General features: G+C 48.1%; 13 protein-coding genes. 7 read left to right on the top strand and 6 right to left on the bottom strand.

Going from position 1 to position 17,927, the window contains the following annotated elements; genetic code table 11:
* From serS to lapB, 3 genes are all read left to right on the top strand, one after another.
* Positions 1 to 1,272 carry a serine--tRNA ligase gene (gene serS / locus AQULUS_RS06125; RefSeq protein WP_148339202.1) on the top strand — a complete coding sequence of 424 codons (1,272 nt, stop codon included), beginning with the start codon at positions 1 to 3 and terminating at the stop codon, positions 1,270 to 1,272.
* A gap of 102 nt (positions 1,273 to 1,374) precedes the next feature.
* On the top strand, positions 1,375 to 1,665 hold the full coding sequence (locus tag AQULUS_RS06120) for a LapA family protein (protein ID WP_172622758.1): 291 nt from the start codon (positions 1,375 to 1,377) through the stop codon (positions 1,663 to 1,665).
* Entirely contained in the window at positions 1,665 to 2,837 is a 1,173-nt protein-coding gene (gene lapB / locus AQULUS_RS06115; protein WP_148339200.1) for a lipopolysaccharide assembly protein LapB, read from the top strand. The genes AQULUS_RS06120 and lapB overlap by 1 nt, the downstream gene beginning before the upstream one ends.
* A gap of 71 nt (positions 2,838 to 2,908) precedes the next feature.
* Here the strand turns inward: lapB and AQULUS_RS06110 are convergent, their stop codons facing one another.
* Both AQULUS_RS06110 and AQULUS_RS06105 read right to left on the bottom strand, forming a co-directional pair.
* Positions 2,909 to 5,467, bottom strand: coding sequence for a C2 family cysteine protease (locus AQULUS_RS06110; protein ID WP_148339199.1), 2,559 nt, complete (start codon positions 5,465 to 5,467; stop codon positions 2,909 to 2,911).
* Between the two features lie 74 nt (positions 5,468 to 5,541).
* Positions 5,542 to 6,756, bottom strand: coding sequence for an alpha/beta hydrolase family protein (locus AQULUS_RS06105; protein WP_148339198.1), 1,215 nt, complete (start codon positions 6,754 to 6,756; stop codon positions 5,542 to 5,544).
* A 203-nt stretch (positions 6,757 to 6,959) separates the two neighbouring features.
* On the opposite strand from AQULUS_RS06105, the gene dusA reads away from it, so the two are divergent.
* From dusA to AQULUS_RS06085, 4 genes are read left to right on the top strand one after another with little or no spacing between them, the layout of a single operon-like run.
* Positions 6,960 to 7,940: a tRNA dihydrouridine(20/20a) synthase DusA gene (gene dusA / locus AQULUS_RS06100; protein ID WP_148339197.1), complete on the top strand. Its 981-nt coding sequence runs from the start codon at positions 6,960 to 6,962 to the stop codon at positions 7,938 to 7,940.
* Positions 7,941 to 8,000: 60 nt separating this feature from the next.
* Entirely contained in the window at positions 8,001 to 8,318 is a 318-nt protein-coding gene (locus AQULUS_RS06095; RefSeq protein ID WP_148339196.1) for a CBU_0592 family membrane protein, read from the top strand.
* Between the two features lie 54 nt (positions 8,319 to 8,372).
* Entirely contained in the window at positions 8,373 to 9,956 is a 1,584-nt protein-coding gene (locus AQULUS_RS06090) for a flagellar protein FliT (protein WP_148339195.1), read from the top strand.
* Positions 9,957 to 9,989: 33 nt separating this feature from the next.
* A complete protein-coding gene (locus AQULUS_RS06085) occupies positions 9,990 to 10,841 on the top strand; it encodes a hypothetical protein (RefSeq protein WP_148339194.1) in 852 nt (283 codons plus the stop codon).
* A 27-nt stretch (positions 10,842 to 10,868) separates the two neighbouring features.
* Here AQULUS_RS06085 and AQULUS_RS06080 read toward each other — a convergent pair whose 3' ends face one another.
* The 4 genes from AQULUS_RS06080 to AQULUS_RS06065 form a co-directional block, all read right to left on the bottom strand.
* The gene (locus AQULUS_RS06080; RefSeq protein ID WP_148339193.1) at positions 10,869 to 11,339 is read right to left on the bottom strand and encodes a YybH family protein; all 471 of its coding nucleotides are present in this window, start codon (positions 11,337 to 11,339) and stop codon (positions 10,869 to 10,871) included.
* Positions 11,340 to 11,432: 93 nt separating this feature from the next.
* Positions 11,433 to 12,512 carry a ribonucleotide-diphosphate reductase subunit beta gene (locus AQULUS_RS06075; RefSeq protein ID WP_172622757.1) on the bottom strand — a complete coding sequence of 360 codons (1,080 nt, stop codon included), beginning with the start codon at positions 12,510 to 12,512 and terminating at the stop codon, positions 11,433 to 11,435.
* Positions 12,513 to 12,685: 173 nt separating this feature from the next.
* Positions 12,686 to 15,520: a ribonucleoside-diphosphate reductase subunit alpha gene (locus AQULUS_RS06070; protein ID WP_148339192.1), complete on the bottom strand. Its 2,835-nt coding sequence runs from the start codon at positions 15,518 to 15,520 to the stop codon at positions 12,686 to 12,688.
* Positions 15,521 to 15,712: 192 nt separating this feature from the next.
* Entirely contained in the window at positions 15,713 to 17,752 is a 2,040-nt protein-coding gene (locus AQULUS_RS06065; protein WP_148339191.1) for a hypothetical protein, read from the bottom strand.
* Positions 17,753 to 17,927: the final 175 nt, after the last annotated feature.

The following is a 17,927-nucleotide window of genomic DNA, read 5'->3' as shown; positions in this document are numbered from 1 at the left end:
ATGCTGGATCCCAAACTATTAAGAAGTTCCATGGACACTATAGCCGCGCGAATCAGCAAGCGCGGCTTTGTGATTGATACGGCCAGGTTTAATGATCTGGAAGAGCGCCGCAAACTTTTGCAAGTCCGGATGCAGGAATTGCAAAATGAGCGCAACGTGCGCTCGAAAGAAGTCGGCCATGCCAAGGCATCGGGTAAAAATGTTGATGATGTCTTGAAAAGCCTCAAGGATTTGAGCGATGAGCTTAAATCTGTAGAGGAACAGTTTGCATCTACCCAGATTGAGCTGGAAGATTTTCTTGCGCGCATCCCTAATGTACCGCATGAGTCCGTACCGGATGGAAAGAGCGAGGAGGATAACCAGGTAGTGCGTGTCTGGGGCGAGCCCAAAAAATTCACTTTTACACCCAAGGATCATGCGGAATTGGGTGCGGGTCAGGGATGGATAGATTTTGAAACCGCTGCTAAGCTTGCTGGTGCGCGCTTTGTGGTATTGCGCGGTCCGCTGGCAAGATTGCAGCGCGCACTGATTCAATTCATGCTGGATTTGCACACCAGGGAACATGGCTATCAGGAAATTTCCATTCCCTATATCGTCAATGCGGATTGTCTGTTCGGTACGGGGCAATTACCCAAATTCAGGGAAGATTTGTTTTCCGTGTCGGGTGACAGCGAGCGCTATTTGATTTCCACTGCGGAAGTTCCTGTGACTAACACGGTTCGCGAGCAAATCCTTGAGACGGTTCAATTACCGGTGAAATATGTCTGTTACAGCTCTTGTTTTCGCAGTGAGGCGGGTTCCTATGGCAAAGACATCAAGGGCATGCTGCGTCAGCATCAATTTGAAAAAGTGGAGCTGGTGCAGATTGTAAAGCCTAGCGAGTCTTATCATGCGCTCGAAGAATTGACACGACATGCTGAAGCTGTATTGCAGCGTTTGGAGCTTCCTTACCGTGTGGTTGCCTTATGCACGGCGGATATCGGATTTGCTGCTGCAAAAACCTATGATCTGGAAGTTTGGCTGCCAGGCCAGCAGCGATACCGTGAAATTTCATCCTGCAGCAATACGGAAGCCTTTCAGGCGCGACGCATGAAAGCGCGCTGGCGTGATGAAGCCGGAAAAATCGAATTGGTCCATACGTTGAATGGATCGGGATTGGCGGTCGGGCGCACCTTGATTGCCGTTGTTGAGAATTACCAGGATAAATTGGGGCGTATTCATATACCCCGGGCATTGCAACCGTACATGGATGGAATCGAGGTCATAGAATGACAATATGATTGCAGGCGGTTTTTGCACTGCGGCCTGTTCTCAAATACGTGCACCCAGGTTTCAGACGGAAGTGTTCGCCCGGTAGAATTTTAGGAGATAAGAGTGCGTATTTTGAGTTACTTCTTCTTGTTGGTCATTGTATTGTTCGGCACAACATTTGCTGCGCTGAATTACGAGTCGGTCACCATTAATTATTATCTTGGCCAATCCACATTACCTTTGTCATTACTATTGGTGATTGTGTTTGCCCTGGGCTGTCTGATCGGAATGATCGTCGGCTTCTGGATGCTAATCAAATCGAAAATCAGCAATTATCGTTTGCGCCAGCGGTTACAAATGGCCGAGAAGGAAATTGATAATCTGCGCGCGATTCCACTTCAGGATAAAGTCTGATGAAGCTGATAGGATTCTTCCTGGTTCTTGTTTGTATAGCGATCGCCTGGTTTCTGGGCTATCGCGCTCGTCCCAGGGCGGAATCGGCGCGCAAAATCAACGTTCCCCGCGATTATCTGATTGGCTTGAATTTCCTGCTGAACGAAGAAACAGACAAAGCGGTTGATGTCTTCATCAAAATGCTGGAAGTGGATAGCGATACTGTCGAAACCCATCTGGCTGTCGGAAAACTTTTCAGGCGCCGTGGTGAGGTGGATCGCGCTATCCGCATTCATCAAAATCTGATTGCGCGTCCGCAACTGGAAAAAATCTATCGCGAACAATCCCTGTATGAGCTGGGCCAGGATTACCTCAGCGCCGGCGTGCTGGATAGGGCGGAAAGAATATTTCTTGAGCTTGCCAACGCCAAGCCCCACTCGGCGCAAGCCCTAAAAACCTTGATTGACATCTATCAGCAGGAAAAGGATTGGGACAAGGCGGTACATGCTGCGATCAAGTATGAATCTGTGGCGAAGGTAAATATGCAGCCGGTGATAGCACATTATTATTGTGAGCTGGGCGAAACCGCGCTAAACAGAAAACAGTATGACATGGCGTTCGACTATTTTGAAAAAGCTTTACACGCCGACAAGTCTTGTGTACGTGCCAGCCTGCTGCAGGCAAAAGTCCTCATGGAGCAGGATGAACATAAAAAGGCCTTGCCATACCTGAAAAAAATCAAAGATCAAAATCCGCGATATCTTTCGGAATCGATAGAATTACTGGCTTCCTGTTATGAAAAACTAGGCGAGGAAGATAAACTGGTTTATTACCTCAAGCAGCTGCTGGAGGAACATCCACGTGTACCCGTTGTGCTGATTCTGGCCGAGCGTATTCGTAAACGGAAGGGTGACAAGGTCGCAGCCAATTTCGTGGCAGATTACGTGCGACGTTACCCCTCTCTGCGCGGGCTTTATATCTTTGTCAATATCTACATTTCCAATGCTGAAGGGCGAGCCAGGGAAGATTTGCATATCCTGCAAAATCTGATGAAAAACCTGCTGGCAACCAAGCCGGATTATCAATGTTCCTCTTGCGGATTTTCAGGCAAGACGCTGCATTGGCAATGTCCCGGCTGTAAACAATGGAGCACCATGATGCCCGTCCATGGCCTGCAGGAAGAGACAGCCTGAGAATGAATGTGAATACTGCCTGCCAGTTGCCGCGTGTGTTTATTCGCAGGATGATCTGTGTTGAGTCACTGTCATGAATTGTAAGTGTTACGGCTTACATTCATTCCATTATGCGCAAAATCTCTGGGCGCGGAATAGGTAACGTTTCTGCTGGCATATTCCTCTCTCGGGTCATCATAAGTATCTTTCATGAGCAGGCCTTTCTTTTTTCTCTCACTGGCGCTGGCGCCCAGTCTGGCGTGCATGGTGGTATTGTTAAACCCCTCCTGGTCAGGGTCTTCAGTAGGGACAGCCTGATAGGCAATCTCATCACTTGCTCCCGCGTTTCTGCAACAGGAATCCACAATGGCGCCTATGCCTGCACCTACGCCTGCGCCTACCGCCGCGCCTCCCACTACTGCGCCAATGGCAGCAAATAATGGCACACTGGCTCCAAATGTGACCGGCGCGAGGAAAAAGCCAATCAAGGCACCTATTCCGCCGCCAATCAGTGCCCCCATTCCGGCGCCTGCGAATTTGCCCAGATGACGTTTGAAAAATCCGGGGCGTTTGACCGCGTAGCCTGCATCTTCATTGTCGTGATGCTGCGGGGGTCTGGGAGGTTTGGGCTGCTTACCCTGAGATAATAAATCCGGGTCACTGACCTGAGCTTGCAAAAGAGGTGCAGCTTGCGGGACTGGCTGACATTTTCCATAAGATACCTTGCAGAAATATCTGGTAAAGTCAGACAGTTCCACTTCAAATTCAGCTAATTCCGGCTGTTCTGTCACAAAGTTTTCGCTGCGCGCATCAGCGTAACTTCTGTTCTCCCAGTCATAATGCCTGCCAACGCGCCCCCAGGGGTTGCGCAGCTTGACAAATCTTAACTCCCGTCCCTGGACGGTTTTCTTTTCTACCCCTATGATTCCGTAGGCATGCTGGCTGCGCAGGCCGGGGACTTCACCCTCGGGGAAAGAAGCATGAGTCGATGCCGCCAGAGAATACGATGTGCCGGCACCGTGTAATTTATGTTTGATAGTTTTGTATATTCCCAGGGACTTTTCAGTGTAAAAACCGGTTCCAAGCGCGCCGTTCCAGCGAATTTTCCTCGCGTCCGCATCTCTTCCCATATAAGAAGAAAAACATTCCAGCACCTTGGCTGGCAAGGGTGGTTGATAACGCATTAATTTGTTTAATGAAATGGCGACATCTTCCAGCGTTGAAGTGGCGGTATTCAGATTGATACCATGTTCAAAATCATCCCATCGGTCATGCAGGATCAATTCTTTGATATATTTACCCAGTTCTGCAATGACACTGATATCTTTGACCGCCTTATTGATCGCGAGCGGTGATTCAATGATTAATTTGATGTATTCAGCCAGATAATGTGAAAACGCATGCAGTTGTTCAAGCTTTGCTTCGTCATCGATTTCTGAATCAAGCATGCGTGACAACATAGCCAGTAAAACGGATTGTTCATCATATTGAATCTGTTCCTTGAGCAGGGCACCGACGGTACTTCTGATGGTCTGAATGTCGTGATTGGTAATATCAGCGGTCAGGGTTTGAATCTGTTTTACAAACGGCAATAATCCAGATGATTGAGAACATGTGCGCAAGATTGTATCCAGCAGAGGAATCTGGTCCTGATTCATGGATTCAACATAGGCGGCAACACGATTGTACACGGCCATGCTGTATAACAAGCTGTCCTGGTTCCATGGATAATCTGATGGCTCGGGCATCTGTAATTCCTGGGCATCCTGCCCCGTCAGTATGATCAGCGCTGTTTCAGGGCGGCCTCCGTCGCCAAAAATTTCTCTGAAGGAAGGGTAGGTATACACATACGCATGCGCGTCTTTTTCATTTGGGTTTCGTTTCAGCGCATGTGCGGTATAGGCTTTTTCCAGAATGTGCACCCAAGGGGCGAGGTGTTTTACCGTATTGCTTCCGTTCTGATAATAATATGAGTTTTTAATATGATAATAGACAGGCTCACGGGTATTGGGATCAAACAGTCTGACGATAGTATGCTTTCCATCGGCTGATTGTCTCATCATATTTTTAATGAAATCAGATCCACCCGGTGTTTTCAGAATACCTATGATACTGGATAATAAAAAGCAGTCGCCGAAAATGCTTTGTTTGACATCACCGATTAAGTCATCATGGGGAAAGAGGACGTCTGTGACAGGTTCGAAATGTTCCTCAATATCCTCATTGCGCAACAAGTCTTTTTTGAAAGCGTATCCCTTGCTGATAATTTCAATGCTGTCGCCGCTTTCCGGCATGTCGTCACGTCTTTTACCCTTGTGTTTGAATGTCACGACTTCCAGAATACCGTCGTGTCCGGGCATGTTTCTGGCAATTACAACTTGATCAGGAGCGAGTTCCTGATGCACGCCTATCATCGCTTCATCTGAAGGATCCGTGAGTATGGCGGGATAAGGGTCTTTTCCTATGGGTAATCGTTTGTATCGATTTCGGCTGAATCCGCGCAGTGTGCTTCGTAAACGTTTATGCGGCGGTTTTGCAAACAGATAAACGGGCTGCGAGGATTGCTTGACCTTGTAAATTCGGCCGAATTCGTTATCTTCAATCTGCTGGATTTCATCCGCACGGGGCGGCATCAGGGTCCCACGCATCATATCGCAATACTCTCTCGTTTATATGCTTGATAAAAATTCTTTTTATTATTTTAATCTTTTGGATCGCCGGCCAATCACTTGAACCAATCATCCAGCCAATCATATACAACACTGGAGGACAAGGCCAGATTCCCAAGCTGGCAATGGGTATCCGCGCCTTCCTGTATTGTGAATATTTTTTTACTGACAGGTCCTGATACTTTTTTTTCATAGACATATGCCTGTCTCAGGGCTTCATCACCTTCACCTTCGCCAGCCAAGACCAGGCTGGGGCAGATGATATTTTTAAGTGCGTCTCCGATACGGAAGGATTCCAGTTTGCTGATGAATTCGAGGAAAGTGGATGTTCCGAATTTATAACAGCCGGATCGTATTCCCTGTTTGATCATCTTGGGAATGGCGCTGTCCGGAATAGCATCAAGCTCATCCAGCCTGACGTCTTCATTCAGGTCATTCTTGTTAATGCCTATAAAACTCAACATGTAAGCGTGTAAATCAACAATGGGTGAATTGGGAATAACGGCTTTGATTCTGCGGTCATGAGCCGCGCCGCGCGCGACAAAATATCCGCCAAAGCTGATACCGTATACAGCGAGCCGGGTGGCGTCCACATCGTCGCGGCTTAAGACATAATCCAGTGCATAGCTTATAGGGATCTCATAATCGGGGCGAAATTTCAATTCCGGATGCAGTCTCAGCATTCCGGTCTGACCCGGACCCTCAAAAATCAGGACATTGTAGTGACGTTCCAGGGCGCCGGCAGCACATTGAAAATACATTTCTTCTCCGCTGCCGTCAAAGCCGGTGACAATGACCACGGTTTTACGTTTTTGACGGTCATTTGCCGGGCGGATGAAATATCCCGGCATCCAGCGGGTTTCATAAGGTATTTCCAGCACTTCAACCGGCGTGGTAAAAAATTTGGCGGCCTCTATAAAACAGCTGCGGGACAGTAATCCCAGCTCGCGCTGTTCAGGCTTGGCGGGATCACAAAAATATTCTGCCGAGCGGTAATAATTACAGGCTCTCAATAAACTTTCTTTGGCCGTGACCGTGTGTCCTTTAGCAAGTGCTGAATAAGCCTTATCTTTTAACCGTTGCGCCAATGCGGCATATTCTCTTGTCCAGTCATCGGTGTCGCCGTTTTTAATACGGGTTGTTAATGACAGGCACTCCCCAATTGATGCGCCGCCATAAGATGTCATTCCCAGCATGCGTAGCAGTTGAAAGTCCATTTCAGCATTATCAAAGCCTTTCACTCGGGTGGCAGAGCGTTCTATACGTGTCATGGCGGACTCCTGAGCCGGCGTATGATATGAAATTCATTGAATATTAACATTTTTATGCTGGTATTTTCCATTCATCCTGCTCTCGTCATCACTGACGTGATTTGATATAATCCCCGCAAACACAATATTAATTAGTCATTAATCAGTCAGCTGGCAACCCTCGCTGAACTGACATGAGCATTAATCATTAAATCAGAAAAAACATGGCTAACCCGAATACATCTCGCCTGGTATCAGTCGCTCCCATGATGGATTACACCGACCGTCATGACCGCTATTTTTTACGCCTGATTTCACCTGATGTGTTGCTGTACACGGAAATGATTACAGCACTGGCCCTGGAGCATGGCAATGTTGATTATCTGCTCGCGTATGATGCATCAGAACACCCTGTCGCCTTGCAATTAGGAGGAAGCGACCCAAACTTGCTTGCCAAAGGCGCTAAATTAGGAGAGTCATACGGCTATGATGAAATCAATCTGAATGTCGGCTGCCCCAGCCCGCGTGTCAGTGCCGGTCGTTTCGGTGCATGTCTTATGCTGGAGCCTGAATGGGTCGCGGATTGTGTATCAACCATGCAGGCGCAGGTTTCCATTCCTGTCACGGTCAAATGCAGAACCGGGGTGGACGAGCAAGATAGTTATGAACAACTACATCATTTTATCAGTACCCTGGCAAGCGCAGGCTGCAAAACATTTATCATCCATGCCCGCAAGGCTTGGCTGTCAGGTTTGAGCCCCAGACAAAACCGTGAAATCCCGCCGCTGCAGTATGAAACAGTGTATCAAATCAAAAAAGATTTTCCCGGTCTGACGGTGATCATTAATGGGGGCATTCAATCCGTATCCGATATTGACCGCCATCTTCCCCATGTTGATGGGGTCATGATAGGGCGGGCTGCTTACTCCAATCCTTATCTGCTCGCGGAAATTCAATCCAAGTATTTCAAATTTAAGGAAATATCAGATCGCCATGCGGTAATAAAAAAATTCCTTCCCTATATTCACGAACAGGTAAGGAATGGTATAAAATTAAGCGCGATTACGCGCCATATTTTAGGCTTGTTTCAAGGCCAGCGCGGGGCGGCAGCCTGGCGTCGTCACTTGAGCCAGCACGCCCACCAACCTGATGCCGATATTCACGTAATAGAAACAGCACTATCGCTGCTGCAGATCAGCATTTAATCAGATCAGGCCGGCAGCACAACAGACATTACAAATTTGATAACGCGGAGTGTGAGAAAAATGATTTATGATTTACTGGCCAAATCATCGGATGCTGTAGGTATCGCCGGCGTCATCTTGTTGCTCATAGCGTATTTTCAGCTAAGCACCAACAGAATTTCAGCCCAGACCATGAACTATCAGCTATACAATTTCACGGGTGCATTGTTTATTTTGTTTTCCCTGCTATTTCATTTCAATCTTTCATCGTTCCTGATTGAGTTTGCATGGATTATTATCAGCCTGATAGGAATCTACAGAATACAGGCAGCGCGCCGTCAGAATGCCGGCCAGGCAGGTAATCTTTACAAATTGAGTGATGCAAAAAAGAAGCTGTAATGCGAACAGCATTAAACCTATTCATCATGAAGCGTCAATACAAATGAGATATCCATGAACACACGACCAGACCAGGCAGTTATTTGTGATTTTATCCGTCATACCGAGCATGATAGCTCACGCAAGGCGAATACTTTTTTTGCAGTGCTAGAGAATTATCTGAACAGGCCTTTCGATAAGAAAAATGTCGTTTTGGCGCGCATGAGCAGTGAAAGCCGTGCACGGTTTAACATGATCTGGGAAAATCAGGTCGAACAATTGAAAGAGCTGGAAAGTCTGCTGGGCCTGAGGTTTCCTCTGGAGAAGGATTTGTTGATCATGGCCTTAAAGGCGCTGGATGAAAAATTGAAAGAACTGGTCCAGCCCATGATGGCTGATTTAAGGCGCGAGCTGGAACAGGAAAATCATCAGCTTTCTGATAGCCAGCGGTTGCAAATTCCGAACATGTTAAATGAGATTGCGCGCGCCTATTGTTTTCATTTATTGACCGATGTCATTCGAGTGAGGCCGGAGATGACTGCGGCCGAAATATTGCAGTTTAAATCTCATCAGGAATTTCACAGGCTGGTGCGTAACGCCTTGTTCAAGGAAAATGTACTTGAATCATTTATGGGTTATGTTTTTGAAAAATTCCGGGATAAAAATTCCTTAAATGAGACTGATCTCAATAAGTATGAACTGATGCTGGGATCTGTTGCTGTTCACGCATTTCTTGATGGCGTGGAATTCAACCTGACCAAACTTGAACGGCTTGAAATTCCCCTGGTTATTCAGTTATTGAAAAATGTAAAGGCTGACAGACGTGAAATTGAAATATCCGGATTGCTGGGTGCCCTCAGAGACAGGGCTGTTGCTTTATGGCTGGAGTTTTTTACACAACATCATGACAATCAGAGAAAACTCTTTGAACTTTTAAATGTCCAGGATGATGAAAATATTCTTGGGGAAGTCAAGCGTTCTGTGCTGATCCATCTTGCTGAAATCTCGGTGCATGAATCAGCGCGTGATCAAAAGGCGCAGCGCGAGCTCGTGAGCAAAATTCTGGAATATGCCCATGCGTTGGATCAAGGGCTGGGTGCGCATATGAAAGTTGTTTTGCAGCATAACTTACGCAATACTCAGGATCCACAATTGTGCAAGGCATTGGGTCTGGCCGTGCCTGGTGCGGCAGTCAAGGATAAAAAGCCCCGATTCAGGTTGTTAGCGCGAAAGAAAACGAATGTGCATCAAACAGACATCACGCCTGAGCCAGGCCTTGAGACAGCTGCTCCTGAGCTGGCCGGCGCATGTCCGTTGCCGGCATCTGTTACATGGAAACGCGCGGATAAAACTTTCAAGCCATCGACAACGTTACTGTTGCGGCAGTTTGTTCCGGCGCAGTCTGAAACGGCTGCTTCAAGTGTTATTGAACCAGAAAGACAGGAGGCACGGGAGGGGCAGGAGCAAAGACTGGCATCTACTACTCCTGCAGTTTCTCAATCTGTGTGGAAGAAGAGCGCAAGCCGGTCACTGCAGCATTCCTCTTTATCAATAAATACAAACATGACGTTGTTGCAATCTTACCGGTCAAGCAAGCCGTCTGACAGTGGTCAAGTATCCGCCGCTGATCATTTGCCTGCGCCTGATTTCAGGCCCTGATTTGCAGACAGCGATGTTAATAAGGAAATTAAAATGCTAACAGACAGAAAACAAGTCAGAATCATCAATCTGGGTGATGTGATTACACCTGATTTCATGAAGGCTATTCAGGCATTTACTACCCTGATTGCAGGTAAAAAACAGGCAACAATGACTGATGAGACTGGCAAAGCGGTTGCCATGGTGCTTCATCAGAATTTAAACATAATAAATGATTTCAAGCATGGAAAAATGAATGAAGCGGATTTTACGAACCATATGCTTGGCAAGCTGGAACAAGCCACGGGTATCAGGCTAAGCACGGAAGAATTTGATGCATCCTGGAACGCTATGAATCCGAAGTATCAGGATTTTAAGGGTTTATTAAGTCAAGTCAGTGCCTATAACCGCCAGCCGGGCCAGCGCGCCATTTTTATAAGTTTCACCAATCCAAAAGATATCAAACACCTCATTCATGAATTGCATGTCAATCAGGTCGGCCATCGGGTAGTGGATGGTTGTCTGCTCGAAATAGAGGGTATTGAATTACATACCACTTATGCTGTGCGGCAAACCAAGGCCGAGTTAATTGAATCAGTCATCAAAAGTCTGCATTCAAAGCCGTCTGCGCAGAGTTCGCTGGCATCCAGTATGGGTTCTATGCTTGCTGGTACCGGCCAGACAAATACATCAGATCCATTGGACATCAAATATCTGCGTGGCGTGAACAATCTTAAAGATCCAGTTTTGCAGGCAGATCTTGATCTGACAAATCAGGCCGTGGAAGAGAAAGCGGATGGCTTTCGTGTGGACACCATACTTTGGATGAAACAGGAACAATCCTTGTCTGACATAATGCGGCAACATGAATCACCTTCCAGACAGATAAGAGCCATTAACTTGTAAACAGTGTTTATCAGGCTGTGCCATTCATTATGCCAGGGCATGGCTGGGGTAGGCGAAACTTCGTATGATTTTCCACTTTCCGGAAGGGGTTTTTGCCATGATATCCATGCCTTCTTCTTGTATCAGGATTTCATTTTTATTCTTATTGTCTGCTTTTAAAATCCAGGTAATTCTCACGGCAGCCCAATCATTGGTCTGATAGATATTATGAATCTTGTATTCATAGTGATAATTGATGTCTGGGGAGGCAAACAGTTTTTTGAAATTTTGACAGACTTCATCATAATTCTTGGCGGGTTGTCCTTGATATTCCAGGATGAGATTCTGCGCAAACAAATCGCAGGTTGCATTCAGGTCTTTGCGGTTAAATGAAGCTGTCCAGGATGAAAATGCATTATGGATGCTGGCAGTCGCAGATTCTGATTGTGCATACACTGCATGATTTAAAATCAAGCCCGTCAGTAATGTATAAATCGGCAGAGTGAGCTTCCTGGTCATGGTTCAGTCCTGTCAATAGTCGCGGTGGCGTTTTTCCAATTGCGGCTGTTTGTTATCCAACTCCTGCTGTTATGGCGGGAGTTGGTTTCCACGTTATTCATCCCAGCTAAGTGCGCCGCCAGTTTGATATTCAATGACGCGTGTTTCAAAGAAGTTTTTTTCTTTCTTGAGATCCATGATTTCACTCATCCATGGAAACGGGTTGGCTGCGCCTGGAAACTGTTGTGCCAAGCCGATTTGCGCGCAGCGGCGGTTTGCGATAAATTGCAGATATTCCCTGAACATTTCCGCGTTAAGACCTAAAATACCGCGTGGCATGGTGTCAACCGCGTAGGTATATTCCAGTTCCACGCCTTCGCGTATCATGTCAATGGCTTCTTGTTTGAACTCATCAGTCCAAAGATGCGGATTTTCAATTTTGATCTGGTTGATGACATCAATACCAAAATTAAGATGCATGGACTCGTCACGCAATATGTATTGAAACTGTTCCGCGGTCCCCGTCATTTTATTGCGGCGTCCCATGGATAAAACCTGCGTAAAGCCTACATAAAAGAATATGCCTTCGAATATCACATAGAAAGCAATCAAGTCGCGCAGTAATCGCCTGTCGTTTTCAGGCGTACCCGTGTGAAAGTTGGGATCGCCCAGGCTTTGCGTATATTTGAGCGACCACGCGGCTTTGCGGGCAACCGAGGGAACTTCCCGATACATATTAAATACTTCAGCTTCATCCATGCCCAGACTTTCGATGACATATTGATAAGCATGGGTGTGCAACGCCTCCTCGAACGCCTGACGCAGAAGATATTGACGGCATTCAGGATTGGTAATGTGACGGTAAACTGCCAGCACAAGATTGTTAGCAACCAGAGAATCTGCTGTGGAAAAAAAGCCCAGATTACGTTTGATAATCAGGCGTTCATCTTCCGTTAAACCATTCATGTCTTTCCAGAGCGCCACATCGGCCGCCATATTGATCTCATTAGGCATCCAGTGATTAGCGCATGCATCCAGGTATTTTTGCCATGCCCATTTATACTTGAACGGAACTAGCTGATTTAGGTCTGCGCGGCAGTTAATGATTTTTTTGTCGTCCACTTGAACGCGCGCCGCGCCCATTTCCAGTGATTCCAGGCCAGTAATGCCACCCAGGTTTGATGCTGCTGTCATAAATATCTCCCTACAGTTACGTTTGACTTCTGCTCCCGATGCAAACATCTGGCAGAGCAGCTTCAGCGGGAAAAGCGGGAAGTGATCTTGCTGCCCGCTGGATCTTTTTCCGCTGGTCTTCCCTTTGGCCGCAAACATGGCTGCAGGGAAGACAGTGTGTTGGATACGATGAATTATTGACATGCCTCACAAGTCGGGTCGGTGATCAGGCAGGCTTTGGGCGCTGCTGACACGGGATCCACTTGCACGGCGTTCAATGCGCGGTCATCAATGGTTGCCTTTTCAGTATTAGTTGCACCCATGCTGCGCAGATAATAAGTTGTTTTCAGTCCGCGTGTCCAGGCGTGGCGGTAAAGCTGGTCCAGTTTCTTGCCTGATGGCTGTGCCATATACAGGTTAAGGGACTGGGCCTGGTCAATCCATTTTTGGCGGCGTGATCCTGCTTCAACCAGCCACATGGGGTCCACTTCAAATGCTGTCGCATAAATCTGTTTTAATTTTTCCGGTATGCGATTAATTTTCGCGACACTGCCATTATAGTACTTCAAGTCGTTGACCATGACTTCATCCCATAATCCTTCCTGCTTGAGATCAGCAACCAGGTAAGGATTAATCACGGTAAACTCACCGGATAGATTGGACTTCACGAACAGGTTTTGGTAAGTCGGTTCTATTGATTGTGAAACGCCGCAGATATTGGAAATAGTGGCGGTGGGAGCGATAGCCAGCACATTGGAGTTGCGCATGCCCACGGCTTTTACGCGTTCACGCAGTGTTTTCCAGTCCAGGGTCTGTGATTTGTCGATTTCCAGATAGGCGCCGCGGTTTTGCTCAAGAATGGCGAGTGAGTCAATGGGCAGTATGCCTTTGCTCCAGAGTGATCCTTCATAGGAAGAGTATTTGCCGCGTTCTTCCGCAAGATAAGTGGAGGCTTCTATCGCATAATAACTGATTTGCTCCATGGATCGGTCGGCGAATTCTACCGCTTCGCGGGACGCATAAGGAATGCGAAGTTTATAGAGTGCGTCCTGAAAACCCATGAGACCCATGCCGACGGGCCGGTGCTTCATGTTGGAATTCCTGGCTTGCGGAACCGAGTAATAATTGATGTCTATAACGTTATCCAGCATGCGCAGCGCGGTATGGACGGTGCGGCGCAGCTTGGCCTGGTCCAGTCCTTTGTCGGTCATGTGCGCGATCAGGTTGATGCTGCCAAGATTGCAGACCGCGATTTCTTCACGTGATGTATTCAATGTGATTTCCGTGCACAGGTTGGAGCTGTGTACCACGCCTGTGTGTTGCTGCGGCGAGCGCAGGTTGCAAACGTCTTTGAATGTGACCCAGGGATGGCCCGTTTCAAATAACATGGTCAACATCTTGCGCCAGAGTGAAACAGCCGGAATTTTCTTGATGTTTTTAATTTCTCCTCGCGCCGCTTTGGCTTCGTAGGCGGTATAAGCTTCTGCAAATGCCTTGCCGTACAAATCATGCAAATCTGGCACATCATTGGGAGAAAACAGTGTCCAATCCTGGTTTTCCGCCACGCGCTGCATGAATAAATCCGGAATCCAGTTGGCGGTATTCATGTCATGTGTGCGGCGGCGTTCGTCGCCTGTATTTTTACGCAGTTCGAGAAATTCCTCTATGTCTTTATGCCAGGTTTCAAGATAGGCACAGACAGCGCCTTTGCGTTTGCCGCCCTGGTTGACGGCGACAGCGGTGGCATTGGCTACATTCAGGAAAGGTACGACGCCCAGTGATTTGCCATTTGTGCCTTTGATATGCGCGCCCATGGCTCTGACGTTGGTCCAGTCGTTTCCAAGGCCGCCTGCGTATTTGGACAGCAGTGCATTGTCTTTGATCGCGCTGTAGATTCCATCCAGATCATCGGGTACGGTGGTGAGATAACAGCTGGATAATTGCGGACGCAAGGTGCCTGAATTAAACAGCGTAGGGGTTGAGCTCATGAAATCAAAGGTGGAGAGCAGGTTATAGAATTCAATGGCGCGTTTTTCCTTTTCCTTTTCTTCCATGGCGAGGCCCATGGCGACGCGCATAAAGAAAACCTGGGGCAGCTCAAATCGGCGGCCTTCCCAGTGGATAAAATAACGGTCATACAAGGTTTGCAGCCCCAGGTAGGTAAATAACAAATCGCGCTCGGGTCTGATGGCTGCGCCAATCTGGGTCAGATCAAAGGATTTGAGTTTGGGACTCAGCAATTCATGTTTGATGCCCGTGTCAAGATAAGCCTCAAGATAAGCTGGATAAAATGTCTGTTGTTCAATCGCGCTTGCATTATTCTGTATCTTTAGAAAATCCAGCGCTTCGCTGCGCAAATCCACCAGCAGTAGTCTGGCTGCAACGTAAGTATAATTGGGCTCTTTTTCTATCAGTGTGCGTGCGGACATTACCAAGGCTTTGCTGACTTCGTGCGCCGGTACCTTGTCAAACAGGTTACGCTTTGCATCTTCAATAATGTGATCAGGCGACACATCGGTCAAACCCACGCAGGCATTCCGGACCTGCTTTTGCAGGGCGTCCATGTCCAGCGGTTGGATAGTGCCATCCGGGAGGGTGACATGCAAAATGTATGCAGATTTTTTATTGTCGGCCTCTTTTTGCTCTTGTTCGCGGGCGCGGCGACGTTCTTCGCGGTAAAGCACATAAGACTTGGCGACTTTGTATTCACCCGTGCGCATTAGTTCCAGTTCAACCTGGTCTTGTATTTCTTCAATATGAATCGTGCCGCCGCTTTGCAGTCGACGGTCAAACGTATCGGCAATTTTTTTGGTCAATAAGGATACTTTTTCATGAATGCGGCTGGAACCGGCTGCCGTGTCTCCTTCCACAGCCAGAAAGGCCTTGGTCATGGCGACAGCGATTTTGTTCGCGTCAAAAGGTGTGACAGTGCCGTTACGGCGAATGACTTTGATCTGACCGGGAGCGGTTTGCACGACATCGAAATGAGGGGCGTGAGCAACGTGAGAGGATGCTGATTGGATATCCATGTTCTCTTTCTCCACAATAGCTAAATGTTTAATACTTGGAGCAGGCTTGGGGTCGCGCTCGCGCGAAACCACTATATGTAGTTGTTTTGCTGCTTTAGAATAACAAGATAATGTATCCGGCCCGAGATATCAAGCGAATAAGAACGCCCTGGGTAAAATCGCTATCCAGGGCGGGTTTTAAACTGACAGGGTTTAAATAAAGACGCTGTTGGTATGGTCCAGCTCAGCCCGTACGGCATCGCGATCGGGCTCATGGTTCACCTTGTTCATGAACACTTTGAACTTGTCAGCGACACGGTGGCTGACCAGGGTATCACTGACCTTGCCTAAGTGTTTCGCCAAGTCTTTTTCGGACACGTGGACTGCATCAGGATTGGTAGACAGGAATGCCTTGGTCAGGGACGCGTTGGCATTGACCGCTCCGCCTCCGGAAATCGCGTTAAGAATAACAAAAGTTGATCCCAGGGCCGTGTCTTTGGTTAATCCGATGATGTTATCAGGATTGGCGAGCACTCCTGCGGCCACATTCTGCGGCCCGCTGGCGGCAAATCCGTTGGCTCCCAGTACAGCCAGCGCCGCCGGGATTTGTTTGGGATTTTCATACAAGTGACAGGCAAGCTGAGTAAGAGTGGTGCGTATTTTGGTGCCGGAATCCGCGTATAACATGGCAGATGCCAGGCCTGGTATGACGCCTATTAGTCGTTTGAGCCAGATGTTGATGCCGCTCAAATCATTACCGGCAAATTTCGCCAGCGTATTCACACCATCAAAACCTTTTTGCATGAAAGTCAGGTAGGAAGGAACACCCACTAATGTGAGCGCGAAAGTGATATCGAATAACATGCCGGTGTACTTGGTGATATACTCCAGCGTGGTTTTGTCTTTGATCAGGTCGGGGTGCGCATCCGCCAGCCGGGTCAAAACGTCTGTCAGTTCGTCAGCGATCTGTTCATAGTCCGCGTTGGTCAGCGGCGTGTCCGCATCGCGGTGCGCGAACAATCGTTCAATGATTTTGTCAAATTCACTCTGGATTTCTTCAAGATAGTCTTCTTTGATATGTTCCAGCGCTTCTGCGAAATCAGCTTGAGCCTTGGCATCATCATTGAACAGGTGATGGATGCGTTTGAACACATTTTTTACACCTATGTAGCGTGAAGCCAGTGTGACCACGAAGCTGATGACGGCCGGAACCGAGGCGGAAATCGCACCTGCAGGCAGCCAGAGAAATGCGCTATAGGCGATAGCGGCTGCCGCGAGTGCGCCGCCCACACCGAACAAGATGGAGAAGACGTTGTCAAAAAACTCCCTGGGGCTGTCAAACGTATGCGTGATACTGTTTTTGAATTTGTCCCAGGCCGTTGGTAAAAAGAAAGCGTTCATGATTGCATTGATGCCCAGGGAAGACGCAGAGTTGACGATGGAATGCGTCTTGACCAGGGTGGACATGGCAGCCCACCATTCCGGTCCGATTTTCTCAGGGCTTTCACCGCTAGGCATGGCGAGGGAGTTAAGAGCGGGCGGGGCTGCGGTCAGGACGGACAAGCCGACACTGATCGGATGGGTGACAACATAATATGCTCCGCCGCCCAGGGTTTTAGTGAATGAGGCAGCACCGCTGCATGCCCATGCGCACCAGCCTTGTTGCTCTTCTGTGGGTTCATCATCGGTGAGGGGTTCACTATTGATGATTTCATCACTCACGCGTAACAGCGAATCCCTTTCAGTCGGCAAGGCGCTTTCTATATCTCGTTGTGCCGCCGCGCGCTTTCTCTGTTTGGCAAGCCGCTTGCGCTCACGCTTTCTTCGATTTCTCAAGGTCGAGGCGCTTACAGAAGAATCAGCGGGGTGAGGCATGCCAATCTCGTCGGAAACGTTGAGAGACACTTCGTGTCCCTGAGAACCGTCAGATGGCACGAGCCGCAGTTCCGGCTGTAACGGAAGAATGGAAGTGCTGGGAACGGGAATGCTGGATCCCAGAAAGGATGACGTCCCCTTGTTTTCTGGGGTAGTTCCTAATCTGAAGCTGATGTTTCCTGAACGGACCGCAACTTGAACGTGTTCGTCAGCAGGAAGGCTGCCAAAATCAACTTCTGCGCGCTGGCCGGGGGACAGGGAAGCCACATAAGTGGTTTGATCATGGTCGGTGGTGACAGTGATTTCCAGGTCATTGTCCCGGTGGTCACTGCTGCCGGGTATATCCAGGGGGGAACTGTTGGCGCGTGGGCTGGACATGTATCGGTATCTCCTCGCAATTTTTAATAAGTTATTGATACTTTAATGAACAGCATTCTAGGTGTGAATGCTTAAGGAAATATTAAGGCTGGCGGATAAGCGAGCATTGCGGGGCTAAGGCGACATTCTCCTGCCAACGCCATCGATCGAATGAGAATGGAAAATCCTGTCTGTT

This window comes from Aquicella siphonis (genome assembly GCF_902459485.1).
Classification (GTDB): Bacteria; Pseudomonadota; Gammaproteobacteria; order DSM-16500; family DSM-16500; genus Aquicella; species Aquicella siphonis.
This window is presented reverse-complemented; position numbering and strand designations above follow the sequence as displayed.

Coding starts and splice junctions, on each gene's coding strand:
- AQULUS_RS06095 (WP_148339196.1), top strand. CDS start 8,001: ATGATTTATGATTTACTGGCCAAATCATCGGATGCTGTAGGTATCGCC.
- AQULUS_RS06080 (WP_148339193.1), bottom strand. CDS start 11,339: ATGACCAGGAAGCTCACTCTGCCGATTTATACATTACTGACGGGCTTG.
- serS (WP_148339202.1), top strand. CDS start 1: ATGCTGGATCCCAAACTATTAAGAAGTTCCATGGACACTATAGCCGCG.
- AQULUS_RS06110 (WP_148339199.1), bottom strand. CDS start 5,467: ATGATGCGTGGGACCCTGATGCCGCCCCGTGCGGATGAAATCCAGCAG.
- AQULUS_RS06075 (WP_172622757.1), bottom strand. CDS start 12,512: ATGACAGCAGCATCAAACCTGGGTGGCATTACTGGCCTGGAATCACTG.
- AQULUS_RS06085 (WP_148339194.1), top strand. CDS start 9,990: ATGCTAACAGACAGAAAACAAGTCAGAATCATCAATCTGGGTGATGTG.
- dusA (WP_148339197.1), top strand. CDS start 6,960: ATGGCTAACCCGAATACATCTCGCCTGGTATCAGTCGCTCCCATGATG.
- AQULUS_RS06070 (WP_148339192.1), bottom strand. CDS start 15,520: ATGGATATCCAATCAGCATCCTCTCACGTTGCTCACGCCCCTCATTTC.
- AQULUS_RS06065 (WP_148339191.1), bottom strand. CDS start 17,752: ATGTCCAGCCCACGCGCCAACAGTTCCCCCCTGGATATACCCGGCAGC.
- AQULUS_RS06105 (WP_148339198.1), bottom strand. CDS start 6,756: ATGACACGTATAGAACGCTCTGCCACCCGAGTGAAAGGCTTTGATAAT.
- lapB (WP_148339200.1), top strand. CDS start 1,665: ATGAAGCTGATAGGATTCTTCCTGGTTCTTGTTTGTATAGCGATCGCC.
- AQULUS_RS06090 (WP_148339195.1), top strand. CDS start 8,373: ATGAACACACGACCAGACCAGGCAGTTATTTGTGATTTTATCCGTCAT.